Here is a 25,359-nt window from a genome sequence, read left to right on the forward strand (position 1 = left end):
CCGGCAAGGAATGAGGACGAGGCTAGCTGCTACGTTCACGATTTTCAATGCCGCGTTCAATTCGCTTGAGGGCTTGCAAACATCGCTGTAACCGTCCCTCGAGGGCCGCGATTTCACGTTGCAACTGTTGCTGTTGCGTCAGCGTTTCCTGCACGGCAAGCAGACTCTCACGGTCGATAATCATGGCACGTAAGCGACGTTCAAAATCCTGGTGCTCTGCCAGTTTCTCATACAAATTCTCTTTGACCGGAACCGGGCGAGACTCGCTGCGACGCATTTTCTGCGTTGCCAGCTCACGTTGCAGAGCGCTCATTTGCATCACCACCCGTTCAGCCATCCAGGCCACGCTCTCCATGCGATTATCACGTACGCTTTGTTTCAGCTGTTCCATCGTCTGGCGCACTTCCAGTAAATAATCGCCCAGTCGGGTGGTGTGACAGTGAAATAATTTAATATCGAAGCGCGCCTGTGCAGTGCGATTATTGGCATGAGGTTCCACGGCGCGCGCAAGTTGTTCGAGTTGCATATCGAGTTGTTGCAGTAAACCTGCGCTTTTCATCTTAATTCTCCGTGGCGGTAATGCTCTGTATGATACCCTGATTCTGAGACATTTTTCCGGGTGTGCCATGCAACGTTATATTCTTATTGTTTTAGGCTGGCTTGCTGTGGTGTTAGCGACGTTGGGAGTAGTGTTGCCGTTGCTGCCAACCACGCCATTTTTGCTGCTGGCCGCCTGGTGTTTTGCCCGTTCTTCACCGCGTTTTCATTACTGGCTGCTGCACCGCTCGGTATTTGGTCGATATTTGCGCCACTGGCAGCAGCACCGGGCGATGCCTCCAGGTGCTAAGGGCAGGGCTATCCTGTTTATTCTGATCACCTTTGCTTTTTCGCTGTGGATGGTCAAGATCCTTTGGGTACGCCTGTTACTGTTGGTGATCCTCTGCGTGTTGCTGGTCTTTATGATTCGTTTACCCGTGGTTGACGAAGGGCAAGAAAAGTTGTGATTTTGCTTAACACGGTTGCAATTGTCCGGCGGTTTGCATAGATTTGGTCGTTTTCGTGCGCGGCTTCCCCTCAACGTCTGAATTTCACCCGGCAACCCTGCCGCAGCGTGAAATGAAGCTGCGCGAGTCAGATTTGTATTTACCAGGCATAACATTATGACCGCGACTGCGCAGCAGCTTGAATTGATTAAAAACAGTATCAAAAGCATCCCGGATTATCCAAAGCCGGGTATTCTCTTTCGTGACGTGACCAGCCTGCTGGAAGATCCGAAAGCGTTTGCATTGAGCATTGAACTGTTGGTTGAACGCTATCGTGACGCTGGCATCACCAAAGTTGTGGGCACTGAGGCTCGAGGGTTTTTGTTCGGTGCACCGGTTGCGCTTGGGCTGGGCGTAGGTTTTGTGCCAGTCCGTAAGCCGGGCAAACTGCCACGTAAAACCTTTGCTGAAACCTATGAGCTGGAATACGGCACAGACACGCTGGAACTGCATTGTGATGCGATTCAGCCGGGTGATATTGTGCTGGTGATCGATGATCTGCTGGCAACGGGTGGCACCATTGAAGCAACGGTGAAGCTGATTCGTCGTGCAGGTGGCAGCGTAAAAGACGCCGCATTTATCATTAACCTGTTTGATTTGACCGGCGAATCTCGCCTGAAAGCGCAGGGTATTGAAAGCTACAGCCTGGTGAACTTCCCCGGTCACTAAGCTTGATCAGGCCGGGTTAACCCCGGCCTTGTTACGACTCTCTTCTGTTTCCCGCTTTTCGCTTCCCGCCCCCTTTATCAATACTAAAAATGCGCTCGCCCGCTCTTCGGCACGATTCGCGGCGAACGGTTGATTCTCTGCTCTAAAATACGACAGCCAACATCAGGCTAAGATTTCACAGGCGTCAGGGAAGAGTGAAATGAAAAAAACCATGACTGCATTGCTGCTTTTTCCCCTGCTTGCCGGGGCTGAAGACGTTGCTGCCAGCACCACACAAAAGCCGTTACAGCAGGACTCTCCGCCGGAAAGCTTTAGCGGGCGGCATACTTTCACGCTGGGTTACACTGAAAGCCACATCTCACATTTCAAAGCCATGAAAGGGGTCAACGCGAAGTATCGCTATGAAATCCCGGAATTACCTCTGAGCGCGATGGTCTCTTTCAGCGGCATGAGCAGCAGGGGGAGCCAGAGTGTCGGGGGAAGCGATGCCCGTGAGGTGAAGCACCACCGCGTGCGTTACTACAGCCTGATGGTCGGGCCTGCGTGGCGGGCGACGAGCTGGGCCAGTTTTTACTTGCTGGGCGGGGCAGGCTGGGAAAGCAGCAGCAACCAGATTGACTACCACAACCCTGGCGGGGACAGTACCGGGCGCTATAGAATCTTTGATGCGCGTTTTGCCTGGGGAACAGGGATGCAGTTCAACCTGATGGATAATGTGGTAGTGGATGTTGGCTACCAGGCCGGACAGGTGCAGAAAACGTCCAGCAACGGCTTTAATGCTGGGGTGGGTTATCGATTTTGATTGGAAGACGAAGAGTAAAAAAAAGGGCAGAAAAGCTGCCCCTGATAGTCATTAGAACGCGAACCTGATCCCGGCATAAATGGTGTTATCGGTGATGTGCGATGACTCATTCAACTGGTAGTTAAGGCTGTAAGACAGTTGGTCGTGCGACAGCTCAACCCCAATGTTACCAGTGAACACCGAATGATCAGTGATGCTTGAATCGGTCATTGAGTAGCTGGCTTCCTCACCAGGAAGCCAGCTACGGCTGTTCGCTCTGACGTCACCGCTGTTGCCGGTCCACGTCAGGTCCAGTAAAGGCTTAACCTGGTAGCCTGCTTGGGTTGTGAACGTTTTGGACAGTGAAACGCCCAGTGGGAATGACCAGATTTTCTGTGAGTCACGCCCCGTTTCAAACATTCTTCCCAGCTCGTTATGCGTCGCAAAGCCCTCGCTTTGCAGTCGCGTATAATGTATTCCCGCATGGGGTGTCACATCGGCCAGTTTGTTGTTCCACTGGTAACTGGCCTTGATTCCACTGCTCAGCGCCCAGCTGTTCATTCTGGCCCGCAGTGACCCACCTTCAATCTCCGCCGGGCTTTGTTGTTTCATTCTGTTGCGGCTGCCGGTGTAGCTGACATCTGCCATCACATTCAGCGCGCCTTGCTGCCAGCTGCTGTACAGCGAGCTTCCCCAAAAGTTGAAGTCATTACGCGTTGGGCTCACGTTTCCATGACTGGTACTTTTGCCCCCGCCCGTATTCAGCGCCAGACCGGTCGTCATCATGCCGAAATCGCCGGCATCAAAGCGGTAATCGCTCCCTAATGCCAGTCCACCGAGATTCGCAGAAGAGCGAGCCTGCCAACGCCCTGAAGAAAACCCACGAGAACTGCTGTTATCAGACAGTAGCGTTGCCCATAGATTAACGCCTGTCGCAGCCTGTGCCCCGGGCATTGAGGCAATACCAGAGAGATGATGCTCAACGGCATGACGAGCCGCTGACAGCGCCATAAAGGTGCTGTGCTGTACACCCACCACAGAGGCGAGATGTAATGCTGACTGCACGATTTTACTGGCGAGAACTTCTTCGCTGATGTAACGAATATCCATTGCCTGGGAAATAAAGCGCTGGCCTGCATCGTCAGAGTGAGTATTGACACCCTGTGTTTTAGCCATATTGGCCATCAGGTCCTGTGTGTCCTGTGGCAGGAGCGGCTGACTGGCCCGTTCAGCGGTCAGATGATGGCTATTGCCCTCCACACTGCTGCCCATATTAAACAAACGGCTACTGCTGGTAATATTCTGCTGTTGCCAGAAACCCTCCGTCGCATTGCCTCCTTCGCTGGCGATGAAACGTTCCCCCGTTTTGAGATTGTCATCTGCGATGACCAGCATCTTCGCAGCCGAGGACACGCTCCCGTCTCCGATCAGCAGGGCGGATGAACCCTGATCCACATAGGGTTTCGCGGAAACGATCGTCAGTGATGCATCATCGAATCGATTCAGATGGCTGTCGCTGCCAATACTCCAGTGAAGATCCGGGCTGGACAAATCGACGGTTTCACCTGCCGCGATAGCCAGCGTGCCGGCAAACGGGGCAGACTGTTGCCGGGCCATCCAACCGGCGCCTTGCTGCCAGCGTTCAGCGTTCAGTTCGCGAGTTCCGATAATCACGGTACCCTTGCCCATGACATCCATCTTCCCTTGTGAGGCGTCAAGGTGCGTACTGGCAAACATTCCACCATTAACGCGTAGTGCACCCGAGTGCAACCCGGTATTGTCAGTTGTGAAGATGCCGCCAGTTTGCAAATACTGGTTTTCACTGCCGTAACGGGTGCCTGCCTGGCCGATGGTTAAGCTGTCTGCTGTGTAGTTACCGCTTTCGATGGTGAGCTGCCCACTTCCCGCCAGACCTGACTCAGTGTCCTGTCCGCCATCTTTGCCGCCGAGCACGATGTCAGTGGCAATCTGGCCACGACTGTTTTTAAACAGAGCAGACCCGGTGCCCCCATTGCCACCCTTGCCACCGAGACCTGGACCCGCGCCGCCAGAAGCGGTGCCGCTAGTTCCTGCCTGGCTGCCGTTCCCCCCCAGCTGGAGGAAGCTGCTATTGGCGATATGACTATCCTCAACATTCAAGGTGCCGCTGCCCCCGTGACCGCCTGCACCTCCCTGGCCACCGATAGCCTCTGAAGCGCCATTTCCGCCTGCACCACCACTGGCTCCGTCAGCCCCCAGCGTCATCGAGTTAATGCTAAGATTGCTGGTGTTGACGTTGAAGGTCGCGTTTCCGCCATCACCGCCAAGGCTACCTTTGCCGCCATTTCCTCCAATGCCGCCAATACCGCCGTTACCTGACAATGTGGTGCCATTTACGCCCGTTCCTCCGCCATCTCCACCACGGGAACCATGATTACCTGCACCACCAACCTGCAGGTTGGCACCTACTGTGAAGTTGGTATGGTTTATTGTCAGGCTGGCATCCCCCCCTTTTGCACCGTTGCCCCCGGCACTTCCCATTGCACCGGCGCCGCCCTGACCACCATTGCCACCCTTACCACCGCTACCTCCGGTGCCACCTGTACCACCAGATCCACCCGGGTGTGTATGATCAGCCCCCGGGACTTGACCTTCTTCACCCTGCTGGCCGTGGGTCCCAGAACTGCCACTTACACCACCCTGGCCACCGTTGCCACCCTGACCACCAGAAGAACCGTTACTGGCGGCACCAGCATGGCCACCTGTTCCCCCTAATGTGATCTTATCGGCAGAAAAATTACCGTTATTTAGCGTGAGTTTGCCGTTACCGCCTGCGGCAGCCTGACCACCGTTGCCACCTTGTGAACCAGATGCCCCATCAGCACCGATACCGCCCGCGCCGCCTGTACCAGCACGGCCACCATCACCACCATCGCCACCATTAAAGTGTTCTGTATTGGAACCATCGCCGCCGTTACCACCGTTGCCACCATCACCGCCGGTGCCTCCATTACCGCCATTCCCTCCTGCGGTTCCTGCTGAGGCATTACCTGCAGCACCGCCATCACTGCCGTTACCACCCAGAGTGATGGAGTCAAACGAGGCATCCCCGCCCTCAACAGTCAGTGTTCCTGAACCACCAGCTTGTCCTGAAGTGCCGTCACCCCCCTGGCCACCACGGGTACCGCTGCTTCCATCTTTCGCCGGGTTGGCATTGCCGCCTGAGCTTCCACTACTGCCTGGAACAGCGTTAAAATCCTCACCGTTTTTGCCATCCGTGCCATTGCCTCCGCGGCTCCCGTGATATCCATTGCCCGCACTTCCGCTAAGGCCGGCATCGGCGCCATCACCGCCATTGCCACCTTTACCCCCTAGCGTAATAGTGTGACGTCCTGTCATCTCGCTGAAGCTCTGGGTTTCGTTCGTGCCTGGTGCAACGGTATTGCGCCCACTGCCCGGCAAACCTGCAATCCCTTGTTCTCCTTTGGCACCTGTTGCTCCAGCTGCACCAAGATGAATCTCTGCAGCCGTAGCTGAGGTAAGAGGGATGGCGTTCAATATCGGCAGTGAGAGCAAGGCCAGTGTAGAAATGGAGGAGCGCAGACTGTGCTTTTTAAGGGGAAGATCCGTAAGCTGTTTAGCTGTTGTATGTTTCATAAATTAGTCCGTTAATAAGTGGAGATCCTTGTGGCGCGGCAATTCTTTGAAAAAAAGGCAGCGCCAACTCTCCGGAAAATGGGAAACCGGATGATTGCGTATCAGAGGTGTGGGGAACGTTGTTGCACTGTTATTCCTTTAATCCAGGGGGAAAGCACATCCTGTGCTTTTGTGGAAAACATGGACAATTTGCCACATACTTCGGGGGAGGAAGTTAGCATTTCGTGTTACGTGTAGCGGTAAAACGATTTTTGGATATTTTATGAATTGATTGGTTTTTTCCACCTGTTCTCGTCGAAAAAGAGCAAGTCTGCATGGCAAAATAAGCGTGTAACAGCATGGCGACAGGTAGACCTTCTGTTATAGTACATTCCCTTAATCCGCTTATTGACCGTGAACACGGTTGATCTTGCCGATACTCGTCAACAGGCTAAACTGCGGTTTCTCACGGTTTGGGTAAGTAATTTTTAAAAAAATGATGAAGTCTTAATGAGCTATCAGGTACTGGCCCGCAAATGGCGTCCGCAAGCGTTTACTGAAGTTGTCGGTCAGCAACATGTTCTGACCGCGCTGGCTAATGGTTTGTCCCTTGGCCGCATCCATCACGCTTATCTTTTTTCTGGCACCCGTGGCGTCGGAAAAACCACCATCGCCCGTCTACTGGCAAAGGGACTGAACTGTGAAACCGGTATTACCGCTACCCCTTGTGGGAAGTGTGATAACTGCCGTGAAATTGAGCAGGGCCGTTTTGTCGACTTGATTGAAATCGACGCTGCTTCCCGAACTAAAGTGGAAGATACGCGTGACCTGCTGGATAACGTGCAGTACGCCCCGGCACGTGGCCGCTTTAAAGTTTACCTGATCGATGAAGTCCACATGCTCTCGCGTCACAGCTTTAACGCGCTGTTAAAAACGCTGGAAGAGCCACCAGAACATGTAAAATTTTTGCTGGCGACCACCGACCCGCAAAAACTGCCGGTAACGATTTTATCGCGCTGTTTGCAATTCCATCTGAAAGCGATGGATCAGGAGCAGATCCGTGGTCAGCTTGAGCACGTGCTGCACGCTGAGCATATCAGTGCTGAAACCCGTGCATTACAGCTGCTGGCACGCGCTGCTGACGGCAGTATGCGTGATGCACTGAGCCTGACCGACCAGGCGATTGCGATGGGCCAGGGGCAGGTGACTACCTCCACTGTCAATGACATGCTGGGCACGCTAGATGATGAACAGCCACTGGCGTTGATAGAAGCACTGGTCCATGCCGAGGGTGCAGAGGTCATGGCGTTGCTCAACCAGGCCGTTGCGCGGGGTGTGGAGTGGGAAGCGCTGCTGGTTGAAATGCTCACGCTGCTGCATCGTGTGGCAATGATTCAACTGCTGCCTTCGGCACTGGGCGACGATATGGCTGCCATTGAACAGCGGCTGCGTGAACTGGCACGGGTACTACCGCCCGCAGATGTTCAGCTTTATTACCAGACGCTGTTAGTAGGCCGCAAAGAGTTGCCGCTGGCACCGGATCGCCGTATGGGTGTGGAAATGACGTTGCTGCGTGCACTGGCTTTTCACCCTAAAGCCGTGATCGCCGATCCGGTCGCGCGCCCAACCATGACACTGCAGACGCCGGCAGAACCCACACCAGAGCCAGTACCCCACGCGCCATCGTCGTCACCGACTCAGGACGCGCCACCCCTCCAGGGATTATCTGACGCTACCAGCCAGCTCCTCCAGGCGCGAACGCAACTGCTGCGTCATCAGGGGGCGAGTAAGCCAAAAAAGACTGAGCCGGCAGCGCAGGGTGCGCGGCCGGCGAGTTCGGCACTGGAGCGTCTTGCTGCGGTTACCGAACGCGGGCAGCAACGTCTGCAACAGGCAGCGGCAGAAGTGGTTCCTGTAAAAGAAGAGGCCTATCGCTGGAAAGCGCAAAACCCAACGGAAGTGAAGGCCGAAGTGGTTGCAACGCCCAAAGCGCTACGTACGGCACTGGAACATGAGAAAAACCCTGAGCTGATGGTGAAGCTGGTGGCGGAATCGTTAGAACGCGATCCCTGGGCGGCCGAAATTTCGATGCTGATGATACCAAAACTGGTCCAACAGCTTGCGTTGAACGCCTGGAAAGAGCAGACCGATAGCGGTATTTGCCTGCATTTGCGCTCCAGCCAGCGTCACCTGAATTCCCCTTCTGCGCAAAAAGCGCTAAATGATGCCTTGAATGCTGTTGCCGGGCACCCCATTGAATTAACCGTGGTGGAAGATGATAATCCTGCGGTGCTGACGCCGTTGGAATGGCGGCAAAAAATCTATGAAGAGAAGCTGGCGCAGGCGCGTCAGTCGATTATCACCGATACTCATATTCAGACGCTGCGTCGGTTTTTCGATGCCGATGTGGATGAAGAAAGTATCCGACCTGTTTAACCCGCCGCATCGCAGTTACGTTGATGCGGCCTGAGCTGAAGAGAGAGAACTTATGTTTGGTAAAGCCGGATTGGGCAACCTGATGAAGCAGGCCCAGCAAATGCAGGACAAAATGGCCCAGGTGCAGGAAGAGATTGCTGCCATGGAAGTGACCGGTGAATCAGGCGCAGGCCTGGTGAAAGTCACCATCAACGGGGCTCACAATTGCCGTCGCGTGGAAGTAGACCCAAGCCTGCTGGAAGATGACAAAGACATGCTGGAAGACCTGGTGGCTGCGGCCTTCAACGATGCGGCACGCCGCGTTGCTGAAACCCAGAAAGAGAAAATGGCTGCGGTATCAAGCGGTATGCAGTTGCCACCTGGCTTCAAGATGCCATTCTGATGCAAACCAGCCCGCTCCTTGAAGCCTTAATGGAGTCGCTGCGTTGCCTGCCAGGCGTTGGGCCGAAGTCGGCGCAGCGCATGGCATTCCAGCTGTTACAGCGTGACCGCAGCGGTGGCATGCGTCTGGCACAGGCGCTGACGCGGGCGATGTCGGAAATCGGCCACTGTTCTGATTGCCGCACCTTCACCGAGCAGGAGATCTGCACCATCTGCGCCAACCCACGGCGGCAGCAGAATGGATTGATCTGCGTGGTGGAAAGCCCGGCGGATATCCATGCCATTGAACAGACCGGGCAGTTTGCCGGGCGTTACTTTGTGCTGATGGGGCACCTGTCACCGCTGGATGGCATCGGGCCTAATGATATTGGCCTCGACCGCCTGGAACAGCGTCTGGAAAAAGAGACGATTGTTGAAGTTATCCTCGCCACCAACCCAACGGTGGAAGGGGAGGCGACCGCTAACTACATTGCCAGCCTGTGTGAACAGTACGGGGTGGAAGCCAGCCGTATTGCTCACGGTGTTCCGGTGGGCGGTGAGCTGGAGATGGTTGACGGTACTACGCTCTCGCATTCGCTGGCAGGGCGTCAAAAGTTTAAATTCTGAGCAATCAACGGCACGAGTCCTTCGTGCCGTCTTGAAATCCTTTATGTCACCCCCATTTAATACCTCAACGTTCATCATCTGTTTTTAGTTGAGGGTAGCAATGACCATGAAAGGACAAGAGACACGTGGCTTCCAGTCAGAGGTAAAACAGCTTCTGCACCTGATGATCCACTCACTCTATTCAAACAAAGAAATTTTCCTGCGTGAGTTAATCTCTAACGCTTCAGATGCTGCTGACAAGCTGCGTTTCCGCGCGTTATCCACTCCGGATCTCTATGAAGGTGATGGCGAACTGCGTGTGCGCGTTTCTGTCGACAAAGAAAATCGTACGCTGACGCTGAGTGATAACGGTATCGGTATGCGTCGTGATGAAGTCATTGAAAACCTCGGGACCATTGCGAAATCTGGCACCAAATCTTTCCTTGAATCGCTGGGTTCTGACCAGGCGAAAGACAGCCAGCTGATCGGTCAGTTTGGCGTCGGCTTATATTCTGCGTTTATTGTCGCCTATAAAGTCTCCGTACGGACCCGCGCCGCAGGCGCTGCCGCGTCAGAAGGCGTGTTCTGGGAATCAGCCGGTGAAGGTGAATACACCATCGCCGACATTGAAAAAGCCGATCGCGGCACCGAAATCACTCTGCATCTGCGCGAAGGCGAAGATGAGTTCCTCGATGCCTGGCGTGTGCGCGGCATCATCAGCAAATACTCAGACCACATTGCACTGCCGGTTGAGATCGAAACCCACAATGAAGAAGTCAACACCACCACGTGGGAAAAAATCAACAAGGCGCAGGCGCTGTGGACGCGTAACAAGTCTGAGATCAGTGCTGACGAATACAAAGAGTTCTACAAACATGTCGCCCATGACTTCACCGATCCGCTGACGTGGAGCCACAACCGGGTAGAAGGGAAGCAGGAGTACACCAGCCTGCTCTATATCCCGGCCCAGGCGCCGTGGGATATGTGGAACCGTGACCACAAACACGGCCTGAAACTGTACGTGCAGCGCGTGTTCATCATGGACGATGCCGAACAGTTTATGCCGAACTATCTGCGCTTCGTCAAAGGGCTGATTGACTCTAACGATTTGCCGCTGAACGTCTCGCGCGAGATCCTGCAGGACAGCCGCATTACTCAGAGCCTGCGCGGTGCGCTGACCAAGCGTTCACTGCAAATGCTGGAAAAAGTGGCGAAAGATGACGAGGAAAAATACCAGTCATTCTGGCAGCAGTTTGGTCTGGTCCTGAAAGAAGGCCCGGCAGAAGACAGCAGCAATGCTGAAACCATCGCGAAACTGCTGCGCTTTGCCAGCACCAGCAGCGAAGGCCCGGCGCAAACCGTGTCGCTGGAAGACTATGTCAGCCGCATGGTGGAAGGGCAGGAGAAGATTTACTACATCACTGCCGACAGCTATGCCGCCGCGAAAAGCAGCCCGCATCTGGAGCTGTTCCGTAAGAAAGGTATCGAGGTTCTGTTGCTCTCCGATCGTATCGACGAATGGATGATGAGCTACCTGACTGAGTTTGACGGGAAAACCTTCCAGTCAGTGAGCAAAGCGGATGACGCGTTAAGCAAACTGGCTGATGAAGAAACCGAAGAGCAGAAAGAGGCGGAAAAAGCGCTGGAGCCGTTCGTAGAACGTGTGAAAACGCTGCTGGGTGAGCGCGTCAAGGAGGTGCGTCTGACACACCGTCTGACCGATACTCCGGCCATCGTCACCACTGAAGCTAACGAAATGACCACTCAGATGGCAAAACTGTTTGCTGCTGCGGGTCAGGACGTGCCTGAGGTGAAATATCTGTTTGAGCTGAATCCAGACCATGCGCTGGTGAAACGTGCTGCCGATACTCAGGACGAAGCTCGCTTTGCCGAGTGGATTGAGCTGCTGCTGGAGCAGGCACTGCTGGCAGAGAAGGGATCGCTGGAGGATCCTAACCAGTTTATCCGCCGTATGAATCAGCTGCTGCTGGGATAACGAGCCACGGGCGAGGCATGCCTCGCCCCTGCGTTATGTTGCAATAATCTGTAGGGGTCGGGCATGCCCGACCCTGTTTTATTCCCGTAAACACCAACGTAATGGGTTATTCAACATATACTCCCGCACGTTATACAACTCACCCTCGTCGCGAATCACCCGATCCCAATATCCTCGCTGCCATACTGTTAACCCCACATGTATTCGACGTACTCTATTCGTCACTGCCGATTTATAGCTGCCCACGAGTGTCGCCACCGAAAACTGATACCTCTCCGGTATCACTAAGATACAGTGCAGATGGTCGGGCATAATGATACTGCTGTCGATCTGGCAACCGGGAAAATGGTGCGGTAATGCGTAAAGATAGTCCCGGGCGATGATACCGTATGGATTAAGATAGCTGCGGTACTCTAAGCAGTGGCCGAACAGTGGCCTTCTTTGCTGACAGCACAGTGTCAGATAGTAGTATCCGGGCTGGCGATAATCGTAGTGTTTAAGGCGCAGAGATTTCCTTTGTTGCATGACATCCTCCTTTTTTGGGAGCATATCAGTACCGGATATATTGCGTATTTTCGGAGTAAATATCGTCAGCACGGCTCGCAAAAAAACGGGCGAGGCGTGCCTCGCCCCTACGATATACCGCGATGCTGTATCGGGCGAGGCATGCCTCACCCCTACGATATACCGTGATGCTGTACAGGGCGAGGCATGCCTCGTCCTGTGTTATGTTGCAATAATCTGTAGGGGTCGGGCATGCCCGACCCGGCCGGGCGTTGTTGAGGATCTCGATAGGGGTCACGCATGCCTGACCCGTTTTATCCTGCGATCGACGCCTCTTCTAACAACCACCGCCGAAACAACTCAATCTCTGCTTCTTCTTTACGGGCTGTTTTGGCCATCATCCATGTTGCACGATCCACCTCTGCAAATCCCAGCGGAGCAATCAATGACCCGTCACGGATCTCTTTTTTTACCAGAATCTGCGGGGTCATAATAATTCCCATTCCGTTACGTGCCGCCTGAATCGCCAGTGTCAGATTGTCGAAATGACGGCCCGCCCAAAAATCGCCTCTTGCCCCGGTTTTCTTTGCCCACTCCGCCCAGGCGTGCAGTTTGGTATCGGCATGTAGCAGTGGCAGGGTGGAAAAATCTGTCTCGTAGGTGAAACGATGACTGAACTTCGGAGCGCATACCGGGCCAATATAGTCGACGGTAATCAGCGTGGCGGTAATATCCTCCTGCAACGGCTGCTCGTGGCTGACAATAAGCACATCGGTATGCTCGCTGCGTACCCGCTCAATATCAACATGGGTCTGAAAGGTGAGGGCAATATCGCTGTGCCGTTCTGAGAAACGACTGATACGCGGGATCAGCCACTGTGCCAGAAAGCTGGGGGCACAGGAGATGGTCAGGCTGTGCAAATTGCGTGCGCGAATTTTCTCACAGGTCAATTCGATCTCGCGAAAGGTCTGTATGCAGCACACTTTTAGCCGTTCGCCATCCGGGGTCAACTGCACCCGTCCGTTCACCCGTAAAAATAACGGTTTGCCGAGCCACTCTTCTAACTGCTTGATTTGATGGCTGACAGCGCTGTGCGTCACGTTTAGCGATTGCGCCGCCAGGCTGAAGCTTTGATGCTGTGCTGCCTGATGAAAGTAGCGCAGGGCACGCAGTGAAGGAAGGCCAGACATAATCATACCTTGTTAGAAAAACTAACAAGGAGTGTCTGTTTATATCATTTTCAAGTCCAGCATAATTTCCCTACTCTGGCTTCCTGGTCGGGGTGCTGTCCTGTCAGCCACCAGCAAACACCCCCGTCTGGTTTCTCTTGTTACACAGCCGTATTTTCCCCTTGTCAGCCCACGATTACATTCATCATCTATGCGAAGGAAAGGAAAATGACAAATCAGCATTCTGTAAAAACACAGCTCGTCATGTTTACCGGCGGTCGTGATAGCACCCTGGCAGCGTGTTATCTGATGTTACAGGGTATCCCTGTACACCTCTGGTCAGGAAACAGCGGATGTTCACTGCATCGTGGCATTTTGTCGCACCGTGTTGATGAATTGAAAAGCCGGTTTGGCGACTTAGTCGTCGCCCATACCATTGCCGATATCAGCGGTGCTTTCCGTTCAATTGCGATTGAACATCTGGAAAGTGACATTCTGAAATATCGTAAAAACCTGGTGCTGCTGGGAGAGAAACTGGCAATCCATGCCCATCTGGTCGATTTCTGCCACCGCAACGACATTAACACCATTAATGATGGCATCACCCATTATCAGATGGAATTCCCGGAGCAGCGTCAGGTCGCGAAAACCTTCCTGATGGAGATGATGGCGCAGTACGACATCAACTACCAGTCGCCGATTTATGAGTTTGCTCAGTCAGCGGATGACGTGAAATACCGCCTGCTGCAGCTGGGTATTTCGACCAAATCACTGGAAGGGATCAGTATTTTCGCCGACAGCTTCTCGACGCCGAATGATGATGTGATCCTCGCTTATCTGCATGACAAAGCGCCACTGGCACACAACATCGTCCGTTTCCTGTCAGGTGAAACCCTGATGACGCCGGTGCTGAAAACCAGCGCTGCTGCCTGAATCTGAACGTCAGAGGTGGCGTAGCCTGCGGGTTACGTCACCCGGAGTCTGAGATGAAAATAATCGTTAAATGCGCGGCCATTATTATTTATCAGCGTTCGCTGTTACTGACCCGTAAACGCGGCACCGAGATTTTTATCTCCCCCGGCGGTAAGCCACATGCGGGAGAAGACCATCTGAGTTGCCTGAAGCGTGAGCTTCAGGAAGAGCTGGGTGTGAAGATTAAAGGCTTCCGGCCTTTTGGCCTGTTTCACGGGCAGGCTGAATTTGAAGCGATGGCCATCGAGAATCATGTTTACCACGTTGAAATTGATGGGCAACCGCGTGCGGGCAGCGAAATCGAAGAGATTGCCTGGGTGAATTACCGCATGCCTCCTTGTGAAATCGCTGTCGGGTCGATCTTCCGTGACAACGTTATGCCACTGCTTTTCCAGCAAGAGTTGATAAATTAATGGACGCATCCTCACTTTCCCCTCAGTTACAGCAGATCCATGGCGATCGGTTTTATAAGCGAGTTTCTATGCTGAAAGATGAACTCCGGGAAGAGTTAACCCGCATATATCAGCTGCAAGAATACGATCTGTTTTTTGTTCAGTCGGTACGCGTTGGACTGGTGATCTTGTCGCATCTGTTTCATAAGCAGGAAACGACACTGTGCCTGGCAAAACACGCGCATTATCTGCCCATTACTGAGCTGTTTAGCCCTCCGGCCTCACATTTTACCGAGCCTGGCAGCGTGCGTATCATTACTCACGTCAACCCGTATACCGGTGAACTCAACAGTCTGAAAGACAGTAAAGGTAAAGGCGTAGTGGATGCCTCGCACAGTTTTGCCACCAACCGCCATGGCGAGCTGATTGCAGATAGTTCCATTTTTGTCGCCCCTCTCCATAAACATGCCTCGTTAACCATCGGCCTTGCGGTTATCGCCCTGCGTCCTGAGGACTTCAGTACCCTGATGCGCAGTGAACTGCGTTTGTTTGAAGAGTCCACCTCGTCGGCAAAACCACTGGAAGAAGCACTGCAAAACATCCGTAGCACCCACTGGCAGCCGTATAACGTGGCGCAGGTCGGGCCTGTAGAGCTGAACGATGTCGCGGGTATGGATTTCACCTCAATCAGTGCACCGGATTTGCCCTTTAGCTGTTTCCCTGTTCCTGCGCTCAGCGAGAGTCTGCAGCAGCAGGTGAAAGCGGCTGGGGCCAGCTATTTCCCACATGCCAAAACCCTGCGTTTGTCATGCTGGGTACGGGGTGACGGCAGTGAGCCTATCGATATGACGGAACAGGTAGAACACAAACTGAGCACCCTGTGGGAGGTGAAATGAAAAGTACCTTTGCCGTGAATGGCAATATGATTGGCATCATGGGCGGTGTGATTCTCAGTACGGATTCAGTGTTTATCCGCATGATGGGCATTGAAAATTCCTGGCTGATTGTGGCCCTGCGCGGCCTTTGCATGTGGGGTGTCTGCGTGCTGATGTGGGCCTTTTGGCGCCAGAGCCGCTCCACTCTTGGCACGCCGTGGCTGACCAAAGACAATATTCTGTCTGCGCTGTTTTTTTGCATTGCTTCCGCCTGCTTCGTCAATGCGCTGAACCGGGGCAATGTGGCGACGGTACTGGTGATTATCTCTTCCACGCCGTTTATTTCGGCACTGATTACCCGGCTGTTCTTTAAAGTGGCTATCGATCGCAGCGTGATGCTGGCCTCGCTTGCGGGCATTGTTGGCGTGGTGATTGTGATGTCAGGCCGTGGTCTGGGCCATAATGGCATTGCCAATGTTTATGCGCTGGGTACAGCAGTCTCTATGGCACTGGCGTTTATCTTTACCTCACGCGTGAGGGGAGGTACTGCGGGTTTACCGTCATTGGGTGCGGTGCTGGCATCGGTGTTGATTGTGCTGTGGCCGGACTCAAACATGGTCGATAGTCTGAAAGTGTTGTCGGCTGCGCAATATGGTTGGGTGATCGCCGAAGGGGCGATAATTATGCCGCTGGCGATGGGGTTAATCACGTTATCCACGCGTTTTGTCTCTCCGGCCAATGCCGGGCTTTTTTTATTGCTTGAGACCGCGCTGGCGCCATTATGGATGTTTCTATTTATGGACGAAATCCCAACAATTCAGGCAGTTATTGGTGGCGCCATTATCATCGTTGCGGTGATTTCTCAAACGCTGTATGCCCGCCGTCAGGTATCGCTACAACGTTACGCGGATGCAGGATAACCGCGCCCTTCCTTGTGGACAGCGGGCCAAAATGGTATGTTCTTGCCCTCAGATAAAGTGATCAATTAAGCGATTCGCAAGGGGATTTACGCAATGCGTATTATTCTGCTCGGAGCTCCGGGTGCAGGTAAAGGGACTCAGGCTCAGTTCATTATGGAGAAATACGGTATTCCGCAGATCTCCACGGGTGACATGTTACGTGCCGCTGTTAAAGCCGGTTCGGAGTTGGGTCAGAAAGCCAAACAGATTATGGATGACGGTAAACTGGTGACTGACGAACTGGTTATCGCGCTGGTCAAAGAGCGTATCGCTCAGGAAGACTGCCGTAATGGTTTCTTGCTGGATGGCTTTCCACGCACCATTCCTCAGGCTGATGCCATGAAGGAAGCGGGCATCAAAGTGGATAACGTGCTGGAATTCGCGGTGCCAGATGAACTGATCGTTGATCGCATCGTCGGTCGTCGCGTGCATGCACCATCAGGCCGTGTTTACCACGTCACCTACAATCCACCGAAAGTGGAAGGTAAAGATGATGTGACCGGTGAAGAACTGACCATCCGTAAAGATGATCAGGAAGCCACCGTACGTAAACGTCTGGTGGAATACCATGAGCTGACCGCACCGCTGATTGCTTACTACAGCAAAGAAGCTGCCGCAGGTAATACTGCGTACCACAAGATCGACGGCACCCGTAACGTGTCTGAAGTCAGCGCCGAGCTGGCGAAGATCCTCGGTTAATGCTCTTTGAGCCAGGGTCTCCTGGCTCAATCACAGCAATTGGTTTATCCCCCGCTTTTTTCCGCTAGAATAAGTCTCGTTTTCATCTCCGACGATGCCGTAAAAAGGAATAACAATGAGGCAAGACAAGCCCGGCGTGTTACTGGTTAACTTAGGTACACCAGATGCCCCAACCACACCTGCCGTAAAACGTTATCTTAAACAGTTTCTTAGCGATAAACGCGTGGTCGATACCCCGCGCTGGTTGTGGTGGCCGATCCTGAATATCGGCATTCTGCCGCTGCGCTCTCCGCGTGTGGCAAAACTGTATGCTTCCGTCTGGATGGACGAAGGTTCTCCGCTGATGGTGTATAGCCAGCGTCAGAAAGCCGCGCTGGCCGCACGGCTGGATATGCCTGTGGAGCTGGGGATGAGCTATGGCAATCCGAGCCTGAAAAGTGCTCTCGACAGCCTGATGCAACAGGGTGTTAATCGCCTGATTGTCCTGCCGCTCTATCCGCAGTTCTCCTGCTCGACCGTCGCTGCGGTGTGGGATGGCATTACCGACGTCTTCGCGGGTTACCGCAGCCTGCCGTCCGTGCAGTTTATCCGTGATTATGCCGAGCACCCGGCCTATATTGCTGCGTTGAAGGCCTCGGTTGAACGCTCTTTTGCACAGCACGGCAAGCCCGATCTGCTGGTGACCTCGTTCCACGGCATCCCGCAACGCTTCGCCAATGAAGGTGATGATTATCCCCAGCGCTGCTATGACACCTTTAACGCGCTTACGGCGTCACTGGGGTTGGGCAGCAGCGAAGCGATGCTGACGTTCCAGTCACGTTTTGGACGTGAGCCGTGGCTGATGCCATACACCGATGAAACCATGAAATCCCTGCCTGCCAAAGGCGTGAAGCATGTGCAGATTATGAGCCCGGGCTTTTCATCTGACTGCCTGGAGACGCTGGAGGAGATTAACGGTGAGAACCGTGAGATCTTCCTCCATGCGGGGGGGACGCGTTTTGAATACATTCCGGCGTTAAATGATGATGAAGCTCATATCACCATGATGCTGGAGTTGGTCAACCAGTACCGCTAAAACAGCGGCAGGCCATGTTCCCTCGGTGATCGTCACAGAGCGCAATTGTGCTATGATTGCGCTCTGAACCCCTTCTGTAGCCTGCAATGATGAAATTCCCCGGTAAACGTAAATCCAAACACTATTTCCCCGTCAGTGCGCGTGATCCCTTACTACAGCCGGTTCTGCCGGAAAACGATGCAGCTAACAGCTGGATTGTCGGTATTGATCAGATCCTCGTTGATATTGAAGCCAAAGTGGATGATGGCTTCGTGGCACGTTATGGCCTGAGCCTCGGGCATTCGCTGGTGATTGAGGATGATGTCGCCGAGGCGCTGTATGCCGAGCTGGTTGATAATAACCTGATTACCCATCAGTTTGCCGGTGGCACGATTGGCAATACGCTGCACAACTATTCGGTACTGGCGGATGACCGCTCAGTACTGCTGGGCGTGATGTGTAATAACGTGCAGATTGGCGGTTACGCTTACCGCTACCTGTGTAATACCTCCAGCCGAACCGATTTGAACTATTTGCAGGGCGTGGACGGGGCGATCGGCCGCTGTTTCACACTGATCGGCGATAACGGTGAACGTACCTTCGCCATCAGCCCGGGAATGATGAACCAGCTACGCCCACAAAGCATTCCCGAAGAGGTAATTGCCGGGGCATCTGCGCTGGTGCTGACTTCTTATCTGGTGCGCTGCAAGCCGGGTGAACCGATGCCGGAAGCGACCATGCAGGCAATCCACTGGGCGAAGAAACATAACGTCCCGGTGGTGCTGACGCTGGGAACCAAGTATGTGATTGCCGATAATCCGCAGTTCTGGCGTGATTTCCTGCGTGACCATGTCTCTGTGGTGGCCATGAATGAAGATGAAGCTTTCGAGCTGACCGGTGAGCGCGATCCGTTGCAGGCGGCGAATATTGCCCTCGACTGGGTGGATCTGGTCCTGTGTACTGCCGGACCAAACGGCCTGTATATGGCGGCCTTTACTGAGGAGTCTGGTAAGCGTACCACGCAGCATCCGCTGTTGCCGGGGGCGATCCCGGAGTTTAACCAGTATGAGTTCAGCCGCGCCATGCGCCATCAGGACTGCACCCAGCCGCTGCGTATTTTTTCCCATATCGCACCTTATATGGGCGGGCCGGAAAAGATCATGAATACCAATGGGGCAGGGGATGGCGCACTGGCGGCGCTGCTGCACGATATTACCGCCAACAATTTCCATCGTTCGAACGTACCGAACTCCAGCAAGCATGGACGGAGTTATCTTACCTACTCCTCGCTGGCACAGGTGTGTAAGTACGCTAATCGGGTGAGTTATCAGGTACTGAATCAGCATGCACCGCGTTTAACCCGTGGGTTGCCGGAGCGGGAAGACAGTCTGGAAGAGTCATACTGGGAACGATAAGGGAAGGGGAATACGCGTCACCGTATTATCGTCAGGGGCCGACCTGATTTCTCGGTCGGCCCTTAGCGTTTAAATCGGGCACTCAGCCGGGGTTTCCACCGGGCTCAACAGCAGCAAATTCAGCATACTGTTGGCAATTTCCCGCTCGCCCATCACCACACGGTCCGCGCCACGCTCCATAATATAATCCACCTCGTCGTCATAATGCGCCCGGGCGATAATCTCAATATTCGGGCGCGTCTCGCGAGCAGCAATGACAATCTCTCCGGCTTCATAGCCGTTAGGAATGGTCAGCAACAGCCAGCGTGCACAGTCCAGACGGGCCAGTTCCATAATATCGCCGCGCGCGGCATTGCCCAGTACCGCTTTGATTCCCTGCTCGCGCAATGCCTCGACGCGTGGGCGGCTGTTCTCCACCACCACAATCGGAATACCGGCTTCCATCAGGCGGCTGCCCAGCAGGCTGCCCACGCGACCAAAGCCAACAATGACCGCGTGATTACACAGATCCACCGGGATCTGCTTCTCTTCTTCGATGGCTTCTTCCATCGTCTGTTCTTCGATGGTCTCGGTTTTTTTCAGGTAGCGTTCCAGCAGCACAAACAGAATCGGATTCAGCATAATCGACAGGATTGCCCCTGCCAGCACCAGATTGCGCCCGCTGTCCGGCAGCAGGTTGAGGGAGATACCCAGACCGGCAAGAATAAAGGCGAATTCACCGATCTGCGCCAGGCTGACGGAGATGGTCAGCGCGGTGCGCTTGGAGTGACCGAACAGCATCACCAGGAACAGCGCCACTAATGACTTGCCTAAGACGATAATCGCCAGTGCACCCAGCACCGCCAGCGGCTGCTGGATCAGGATCATCGGGTCAAACAGCATGCCGACGGACACGAAGAACAGCACAGCGAAAGCGTCACGCAGGGGCAACGTGTCGTGCGCGGCCCGGTGGCTCAGTTCCGACTCGTTCAGCACCATACCGGCAAAGAAAGCCCCAAGCGCAAAGGAGACATCAAAGAACTCGACGGCACCGAAGGCAATACCCAGCGCCAGCGCCAGCACGGAAAGAGTGAACAGTTCGCGTGAACCGGTCGCAGCACTGCGCGCAAGGATCCACGGCACCACGCGTTTCCCCACCACCATCATCAGCACCATAAACGCCGCCACCTTGCCGATGGTAATCAGCAGGTCGAACAGCACCATCGTGACGCTGGCTTTACCTTCTTCAAACAGCCCGGCAATCGCAGGCAGCAGCACCAGTGCCAGCACCATCATCAGGTCTTCCACGATCAGCCAGCCGATAGCAATCTGCCCGCGCTGACTGTCAATTAACTGTCGCTCTTCCAACGCACGCAGCAGCACCACGGTACTGGCGGTTGAAAGGCAGAGTCCGAATACCAGACCCGTCATCATTGGCCACCCCAGTGCCCACGACAGCCCCATGCCTAAGAGTGTGGCAGCGGCGATTTGTGCAACGGCACCCGGGATGGCGATGGACTTTACAGCCATCAGATCTTTCAGGGAGAAGTGCAGACCCACACCGAACATCAGCAGGATCACACCCAGTTCGGCCAGTTCCGGTGCCAGATTGGTATCAGCAACAAAACCTGGGGTAAAGGGCCCGGCGAGCACGCCAGCTAACAGATAACCGACAAGAGGAGAGATGCGCAGGCGGTTAGCCAGCATACCGAAGAGGAAGGCCAGAACTAAGCCTCCTACAATGGTGGTGATAAGCGGGGTGGTGTGGTGCATGCCTGTCTCCTTTTGTGTGCATACTCAAGAGACTTCAAGTTGTAACGACGTTGGCAGTGCCGGCTCACAGGACTGACTATGCTCCAGGAGACCCGCAGGCTTGCCGTTTTTCAGCAACTTAAATTATCCAGAGTGTAAATGTGTCCAGTTGTAAGTTTTCAGTGTATGGCATATTACAGGATGACGCTTGTCATTATTGGTTATAACGGCAAAAAATCTGAATCATTGAGAGAAAGTTCGCACAGAGTGCGATTTTAGACAGTTATCAGTGTGCAGGTCAGACGTTACAAGCAGGTGACCCGGTGCCAATTGCATTGATTCGCACCGGGATGGGACTATTTATGTCGGTTATCAGGCAGGAAAGCCGTCAGAATTCCAAGAAGTGGCAGATAAGCGCAGATTTGATAGACCAGTTCAATGCCCTGATGATCGGCGACCACACCCAATACGGCGGCACCCAGCCCACCCATGCCAAAGGAAAAACCAAAAAATAGCCCGGAAACCATACCGATACGGCCCGGCATCAATTCCTGGGCGTAGACCAGAATGGCAGAAAACGCCGAAGCCAGTACAAAGCCAATCACGACTGACAGCGCACCGGTCCACCACAAGTTGGCATAAGGTAACATCAACGTGAAGGGGGCAACGCCAAGAATAGACACCCAAATCACTCTTTTTCGACCGATTTTATCGCCAATTGGGCCGCCAATGACCGTGCCCGCCGCGACGGCAAACAGGAAGATAAACAGATGTAGCTGGGCATTCTGCACGGAAAGCCCGAATTTATGCATCAGATAGAAGGTGTAGTAGCTGCTCAGGCTGGTGAGATAGAAATATTTTGAGAAAACCAGCACCAGCAAAATCGTGATGGCAAAGGCCACCTGACGACGCGGCAGCAGGCTCACTGCCGGGGCAGTCTGACTTTTGGCAACGCGGTTCTGGTTCTGATACCAGCGGCTAATTTGCAACAGTACGACAATCCCCAGCAGGGCGGCCAGCGAGAACCAGGCGACATTACCGCGACCATAAGGGGCGATAATCAATGCAGCCAGCAGCGGCCCAAGAGAACTGCCAAAGTTACCGCCTACCTGAAACAGTGACTGTGCAAGCCCATGGCGTCCACCGGAGGCCATTCTTGCCACGCGCGAAGATTCTGGATGGAACACCGAGGAGCCAGTGCCAACCAGCGCTGCTGCCACCAGGATCATCGGGAAAGTACTGGCCATCGACAGCAGCACCAGCCCACAAAGGGTGAATCCCATACCCACAGGCAACGACCAGGGTTGCGGGTGTTTATCGGTAAAGTGGCCAATCAGTGGCTGTAGCAGCGAGGCTGTCATTTGATAGGTCAGGGTGATCATACCGATCTGCACAAAACTGAGCGAAAAGTCTTCGCGTAACAGAGGATAAATCGCCAGAATCAATGACTGAATCATATCATTAAGCAAATGGGCCACGCTGATCGCGCCAAGTATGCCAAATGCGGTACGCCGGACCGGCGTTTTTGAGGATGAAAGGGTGTGATCGCTTGCCATTAAGTTAACCTGTCATTGTCATGTGTTTTTATAGGGTGCAGAAAGCCCTTAGCTTGCTAATAACATAAGGTACAGTAAATATCTTTTAGCGTTAAGCCTGCGGCATAATCATACCCGTCAACCATTTTGGGTATCAGCCATTCATTTTTCTGTTGTCAGAGTTGTTCAACAAGGAGGGTCACAGTGCCATTATTGAAAAGAAGTCTCGCCAGCGTGCTGACGGTGGCGTTATTAAGCACCCCATTGATAGCTCAGGCGTGGGTGAAAGACCGGACTTATAAGTTCACGGTGCTTCACACCAACGATCATCACGGGCGTTTCTGGAATAACGAACAGGGCGAATATGGGCTGGCGGCGCAAAAAACCATGATGGACCAGATCCGTTATGACGTGCAGGCGCACGGCGGTGCTGTCCTGATCCTCTCCGGCGGCGACATTAATACTGGCGTGCCGGAGTCTGATTTGCAGGACGCGGAACCCGATTTCCGCGGGATGAATCTGATTGGCTATGACGCCATGGCGATTGGAAACCATGAGTTCGATAATCCGCTCTCCGTGCTGCGTCAGCAGCAGAAATGGGCTAAATTCCCGCTGCTCTCCGCCAATATTTATCAGAAAAGCACCGGAAAGCGACTGTTCCAGCCTTACGCTCTGTTTAACCGGATGGGGCTGAAAATTGCCGTTATTGGCCTCACCACCGACGATACGGCGAAAATCGGCAATCCGGAAAACTTTACCGACATCCTGTTCCATAAACCGGCAACCGAAGCAAAAGCGGTGGTTGAACAGCTGCGGGCCAAAGAGAAGCCTGATGTGATTATTGCGGCCACACATATGGGCCATTACGACAACGGTCATCACGGATCGAATGCGCCGGGTGATGTGGAAATGGCGCGTGAACTGCCAGCCGGTTACCTCGATATGATCGTGGGAGGGCACTCGCAGGATCCGGTGTGCATGGCGAAAGAGAATGTGAAGCAGGCTGACTATGTGCCCGGAACACCCTGTACGCCCGATCGCCAGAACGGTACCTGGATTGTCCAGGCTCACGAGTGGGGGAAATACATCGGCCGTGCGGACTTCACCTTCCTGAACGGCAAGCTGACGCTGGACCACTATGAGCTGGTGCCGATTAACCTGAAGCATAAAGTGAAGAATGCTGACGGCAGCACCACCTGGGTCAATTACACTCCCGAGATCGCGAAAAACCCGGCCATGCAAAAACTGCTCACCCCGTTCCAGAAAAAAGGTGAGGCGCAACTGGGCGTGAAAATCGGCAGTGTTAACGGACGACTGGAGGGCGATCGCAGCAAAGTGCGTTTTGTGCAGACCAGCATGGCGCGTCTGATTCTTGAAGGGCAGATCGAACGCACCAAAGCTGACTTTGCGATCATGAGCGGCGGCGGTGTACGTGATTCTATTGAGAGCGGTGCCATCACTTATAAAGATGTCCTGAAAGTGCAGCCTTTTGGTAATACGCTGGTGTATGTCGATATGAAAGGCAGTGAAGTCGAGAAGTATCTCGCAGTGGTAGCCAATAAACAGGTTGATTCAGGCGCCTATGCACAGTTCGCGCGCGTCAGCCTGACGGCAGATGGCACTGGCGTTAGTCATATCCTCATCAACGGTAAACCGCTGGAAGCGGATAAAACCTATCGCATGGCAACCCTGAGTTTTAATGCGACGGGCGGTGATGGCTATCCGCTGGTGGATAAGCTGCCTGGCTATGTGAATACCGGTTTTGTGGATGCCGAAGTGCTGAAACAGTACATCCAGAGTCACTCTCCGCTCGATGTGGCGAAGTATCAGCCAGCCGGGGAAATTGTCTATCAGAAAGCAGAAGCGAAATCAGAAGAGAAGGCACCGGAGAAAGCAGCAGATAGCGAGAAACCGGCAGACCCTAAGCAGTGGCGTCCGGCGAAACTGGATACGGCGAAGCAATAACGGTGTTACCCATGGGGTCGACTATTTTTCTGGTCGACCCCAGCAACTTTTCCGGTCGACCCCAGCAACAACGCCTGCACAGTGCCGTTAACCATGTTTGTTCACTGGCTGTGGCTGGCGTGAATTCACTATGCGTTCACGGACTTTGTCATACACCCAGTTATACGCCATGGTGTACGGCAGGAAGAACAGGAAGAAGGCGATTTCAATCATCAGTGCCTGCCACAGACTGATGCCCAGCATCCACGCTGCCAGCGGCAGACCGATCAGAATAAAGCCGCCTTCAAAGCCCAGCGCATGCAGAATACGCAGTCCGATACCGCGAGTCACTTTTTCGCGCGGCCACAGACGGTCAAATCCGGCGTTATAAATCATGTTCCATATCATGGCTACCGTCGACAGCATGATGGCCAGCGCACCCATCTGAAACAGGGGTTTGTCCATAATCCACGCGGCTAAAGGTGACACCAGTGCAATCGCCAGCACTTCGAAACCTGCGGCATGGAAAAAACGTTCTTTTAGCGTACGACCAGACATACATCCTCCTTAATTTTCTATGGACGCTATTTTCCACGTTTTATTT

Annotated in this window: 22 protein-coding genes and 1 other annotated feature; of the genes, 15 read left to right on the top strand and 7 right to left on the bottom strand. The window is 53.8% G+C overall.

The genetic code is table 11. The features are described from left to right. Positions 1 to 22: 22 nt before the first annotated feature. Positions 23 to 559, bottom strand: a complete 537-nt coding sequence (priC, locus tag WH279_RS09475) for a primosomal replication protein (protein WP_339456051.1) — start codon at positions 557 to 559, stop codon at positions 23 to 25. 67 nt (positions 560 to 626) lie between these two features. Between priC and WH279_RS09480 the strand changes: the two genes are divergently transcribed. From WH279_RS09480 to WH279_RS09490, 3 genes are all read left to right on the top strand, one after another. After that, complete coding sequence (locus WH279_RS09480) at positions 627 to 1,004, top strand: DUF454 family protein (RefSeq protein WP_339456053.1); 378 nt, start codon at positions 627 to 629, stop codon at positions 1,002 to 1,004. 156 nt (positions 1,005 to 1,160) lie between these two features. Beyond that, positions 1,161 to 1,712: an adenine phosphoribosyltransferase gene (gene apt / locus WH279_RS09485; protein WP_133845746.1), complete on the top strand. Its 552-nt coding sequence runs from the start codon at positions 1,161 to 1,163 to the stop codon at positions 1,710 to 1,712. 199 nt (positions 1,713 to 1,911) lie between these two features. After that, the gene (locus tag WH279_RS09490) at positions 1,912 to 2,514 is read left to right on the top strand and encodes an Ail/Lom family outer membrane beta-barrel protein (protein ID WP_339456055.1); all 603 of its coding nucleotides are present in this window, start codon (positions 1,912 to 1,914) and stop codon (positions 2,512 to 2,514) included. Positions 2,515 to 2,565: 51 nt separating this feature from the next. On the opposite strand, the gene WH279_RS09495 is transcribed toward WH279_RS09490, so the two are convergent. Next, positions 2,566 to 6,129, bottom strand: coding sequence for an autotransporter outer membrane beta-barrel domain-containing protein (locus WH279_RS09495; protein WP_339456057.1), 3,564 nt, complete (start codon positions 6,127 to 6,129; stop codon positions 2,566 to 2,568). 489 nt (positions 6,130 to 6,618) lie between these two features. Between WH279_RS09495 and dnaX the strand changes: the two genes are divergently transcribed. The 4 genes from dnaX to htpG all read left to right on the top strand — a co-directional run bounded on the left by dnaX (position 6,619) and on the right by htpG (position 11,506). Then, positions 6,619 to 8,544: a DNA polymerase III subunit gamma/tau gene (gene dnaX, locus WH279_RS09500; protein WP_339456059.1), complete on the top strand. Its 1,926-nt coding sequence runs from the start codon at positions 6,619 to 6,621 to the stop codon at positions 8,542 to 8,544. Further along, positions 7,883 to 7,944 (top strand) — a sequence feature (DnaX frameshifting element). (Overlaps the previous gene by 62 nt.) A 52-nt stretch (positions 8,545 to 8,596) precedes the next feature. Continuing rightward, entirely contained in the window at positions 8,597 to 8,926 is a 330-nt protein-coding gene (locus WH279_RS09505) for a YbaB/EbfC family nucleoid-associated protein (protein WP_017799391.1), read from the top strand. Next, on the top strand, positions 8,926 to 9,531 hold the full coding sequence (gene recR / locus WH279_RS09510) for a recombination mediator RecR (protein ID WP_154752341.1): 606 nt from the start codon (positions 8,926 to 8,928) through the stop codon (positions 9,529 to 9,531). Before WH279_RS09505 ends, recR begins: the two co-directional genes overlap by 1 nt. Before the next feature lie 100 nt (positions 9,532 to 9,631). Beyond that, positions 9,632 to 11,506: a molecular chaperone HtpG gene (gene htpG / locus WH279_RS09515; RefSeq protein ID WP_339456065.1), complete on the top strand. Its 1,875-nt coding sequence runs from the start codon at positions 9,632 to 9,634 to the stop codon at positions 11,504 to 11,506. 78 nt (positions 11,507 to 11,584) lie between these two features. On the opposite strand, the gene WH279_RS22730 is transcribed toward htpG, so the two are convergent. Further along, positions 11,585 to 12,055, bottom strand: a complete 471-nt coding sequence (locus WH279_RS22730; RefSeq protein WP_445235211.1) for a transposase — start codon at positions 12,053 to 12,055, stop codon at positions 11,585 to 11,587. Between the two features lie 269 nt (positions 12,056 to 12,324). Further along, entirely contained in the window at positions 12,325 to 13,200 is an 876-nt protein-coding gene (locus WH279_RS09520) for a LysR substrate-binding domain-containing protein (protein WP_200641392.1), read from the bottom strand. 207 nt (positions 13,201 to 13,407) lie between these two features. Between WH279_RS09520 and WH279_RS09525 the strand changes: the two genes are divergently transcribed. The 7 genes from WH279_RS09525 (at position 13,408) to WH279_RS09555 (ending at position 19,545) form a co-directional block, all read left to right on the top strand. Continuing rightward, on the top strand, positions 13,408 to 14,112 hold the full coding sequence (locus WH279_RS09525) for a hypothetical protein (protein ID WP_133845738.1): 705 nt from the start codon (positions 13,408 to 13,410) through the stop codon (positions 14,110 to 14,112). Between the two features lie 53 nt (positions 14,113 to 14,165). Next, on the top strand, positions 14,166 to 14,564 hold the full coding sequence (locus WH279_RS09530) for an NUDIX hydrolase (RefSeq protein WP_339456067.1): 399 nt from the start codon (positions 14,166 to 14,168) through the stop codon (positions 14,562 to 14,564). Continuing rightward, complete coding sequence (locus WH279_RS09535) at positions 14,564 to 15,439, top strand: DUF6024 family protein (protein ID WP_339456069.1); 876 nt, start codon at positions 14,564 to 14,566, stop codon at positions 15,437 to 15,439. Before WH279_RS09530 ends, WH279_RS09535 begins: the two co-directional genes overlap by 1 nt. Further along, positions 15,436 to 16,338: a DMT family transporter gene (locus WH279_RS09540; protein ID WP_339456071.1), complete on the top strand. Its 903-nt coding sequence runs from the start codon at positions 15,436 to 15,438 to the stop codon at positions 16,336 to 16,338. Before WH279_RS09535 ends, WH279_RS09540 begins: the two co-directional genes overlap by 4 nt. Before the next feature lie 93 nt (positions 16,339 to 16,431). Further along, the gene (gene adk / locus WH279_RS09545) at positions 16,432 to 17,076 is read left to right on the top strand and encodes an adenylate kinase (RefSeq protein WP_200641396.1); all 645 of its coding nucleotides are present in this window, start codon (positions 16,432 to 16,434) and stop codon (positions 17,074 to 17,076) included. A gap of 115 nt (positions 17,077 to 17,191) precedes the next feature. Further along, positions 17,192 to 18,151 (top strand): ferrochelatase, encoded by a 960-nt coding sequence (gene hemH, locus WH279_RS09550; RefSeq protein ID WP_200641397.1) that lies wholly within the window; start codon positions 17,192 to 17,194, stop codon positions 18,149 to 18,151. 89 nt (positions 18,152 to 18,240) lie between these two features. Then, positions 18,241 to 19,545: an inosine/guanosine kinase gene (locus WH279_RS09555; RefSeq protein ID WP_200641612.1), complete on the top strand. Its 1,305-nt coding sequence runs from the start codon at positions 18,241 to 18,243 to the stop codon at positions 19,543 to 19,545. 69 nt (positions 19,546 to 19,614) lie between these two features. Here the strand turns inward: WH279_RS09555 and ybaL are convergent, their stop codons facing one another. Both ybaL and WH279_RS09565 read right to left on the bottom strand, forming a co-directional pair. Next, entirely contained in the window at positions 19,615 to 21,297 is a 1,683-nt protein-coding gene (gene ybaL / locus WH279_RS09560) for a YbaL family putative K(+) efflux transporter (protein WP_200641398.1), read from the bottom strand. Positions 21,298 to 21,632: 335 nt separating this feature from the next. Next, positions 21,633 to 22,832, bottom strand: coding sequence for an MFS transporter (locus WH279_RS09565; protein ID WP_200641399.1), 1,200 nt, complete (start codon positions 22,830 to 22,832; stop codon positions 21,633 to 21,635). A gap of 192 nt (positions 22,833 to 23,024) precedes the next feature. Here WH279_RS09565 and ushA point away from each other — a divergent pair, with 192 nt between their 5' ends. Next, complete coding sequence (gene ushA, locus WH279_RS09570) at positions 23,025 to 24,776, top strand: bifunctional UDP-sugar hydrolase/5'-nucleotidase UshA (protein WP_421507898.1); 1,752 nt, start codon at positions 23,025 to 23,027, stop codon at positions 24,774 to 24,776. An 87-nt stretch (positions 24,777 to 24,863) separates the two neighbouring features. Here ushA and WH279_RS09575 read toward each other — a convergent pair whose 3' ends face one another. Then, positions 24,864 to 25,313: a multidrug/biocide efflux PACE transporter gene (locus WH279_RS09575; protein WP_339456092.1), complete on the bottom strand. Its 450-nt coding sequence runs from the start codon at positions 25,311 to 25,313 to the stop codon at positions 24,864 to 24,866. Positions 25,314 to 25,359 lie beyond the last annotated feature (46 nt).

The organism is Erwinia sp. MYb375 (genome assembly GCF_037479175.1).
Lineage (GTDB): Bacteria > Pseudomonadota > Gammaproteobacteria > Enterobacterales > Enterobacteriaceae > Erwinia > Erwinia rhapontici.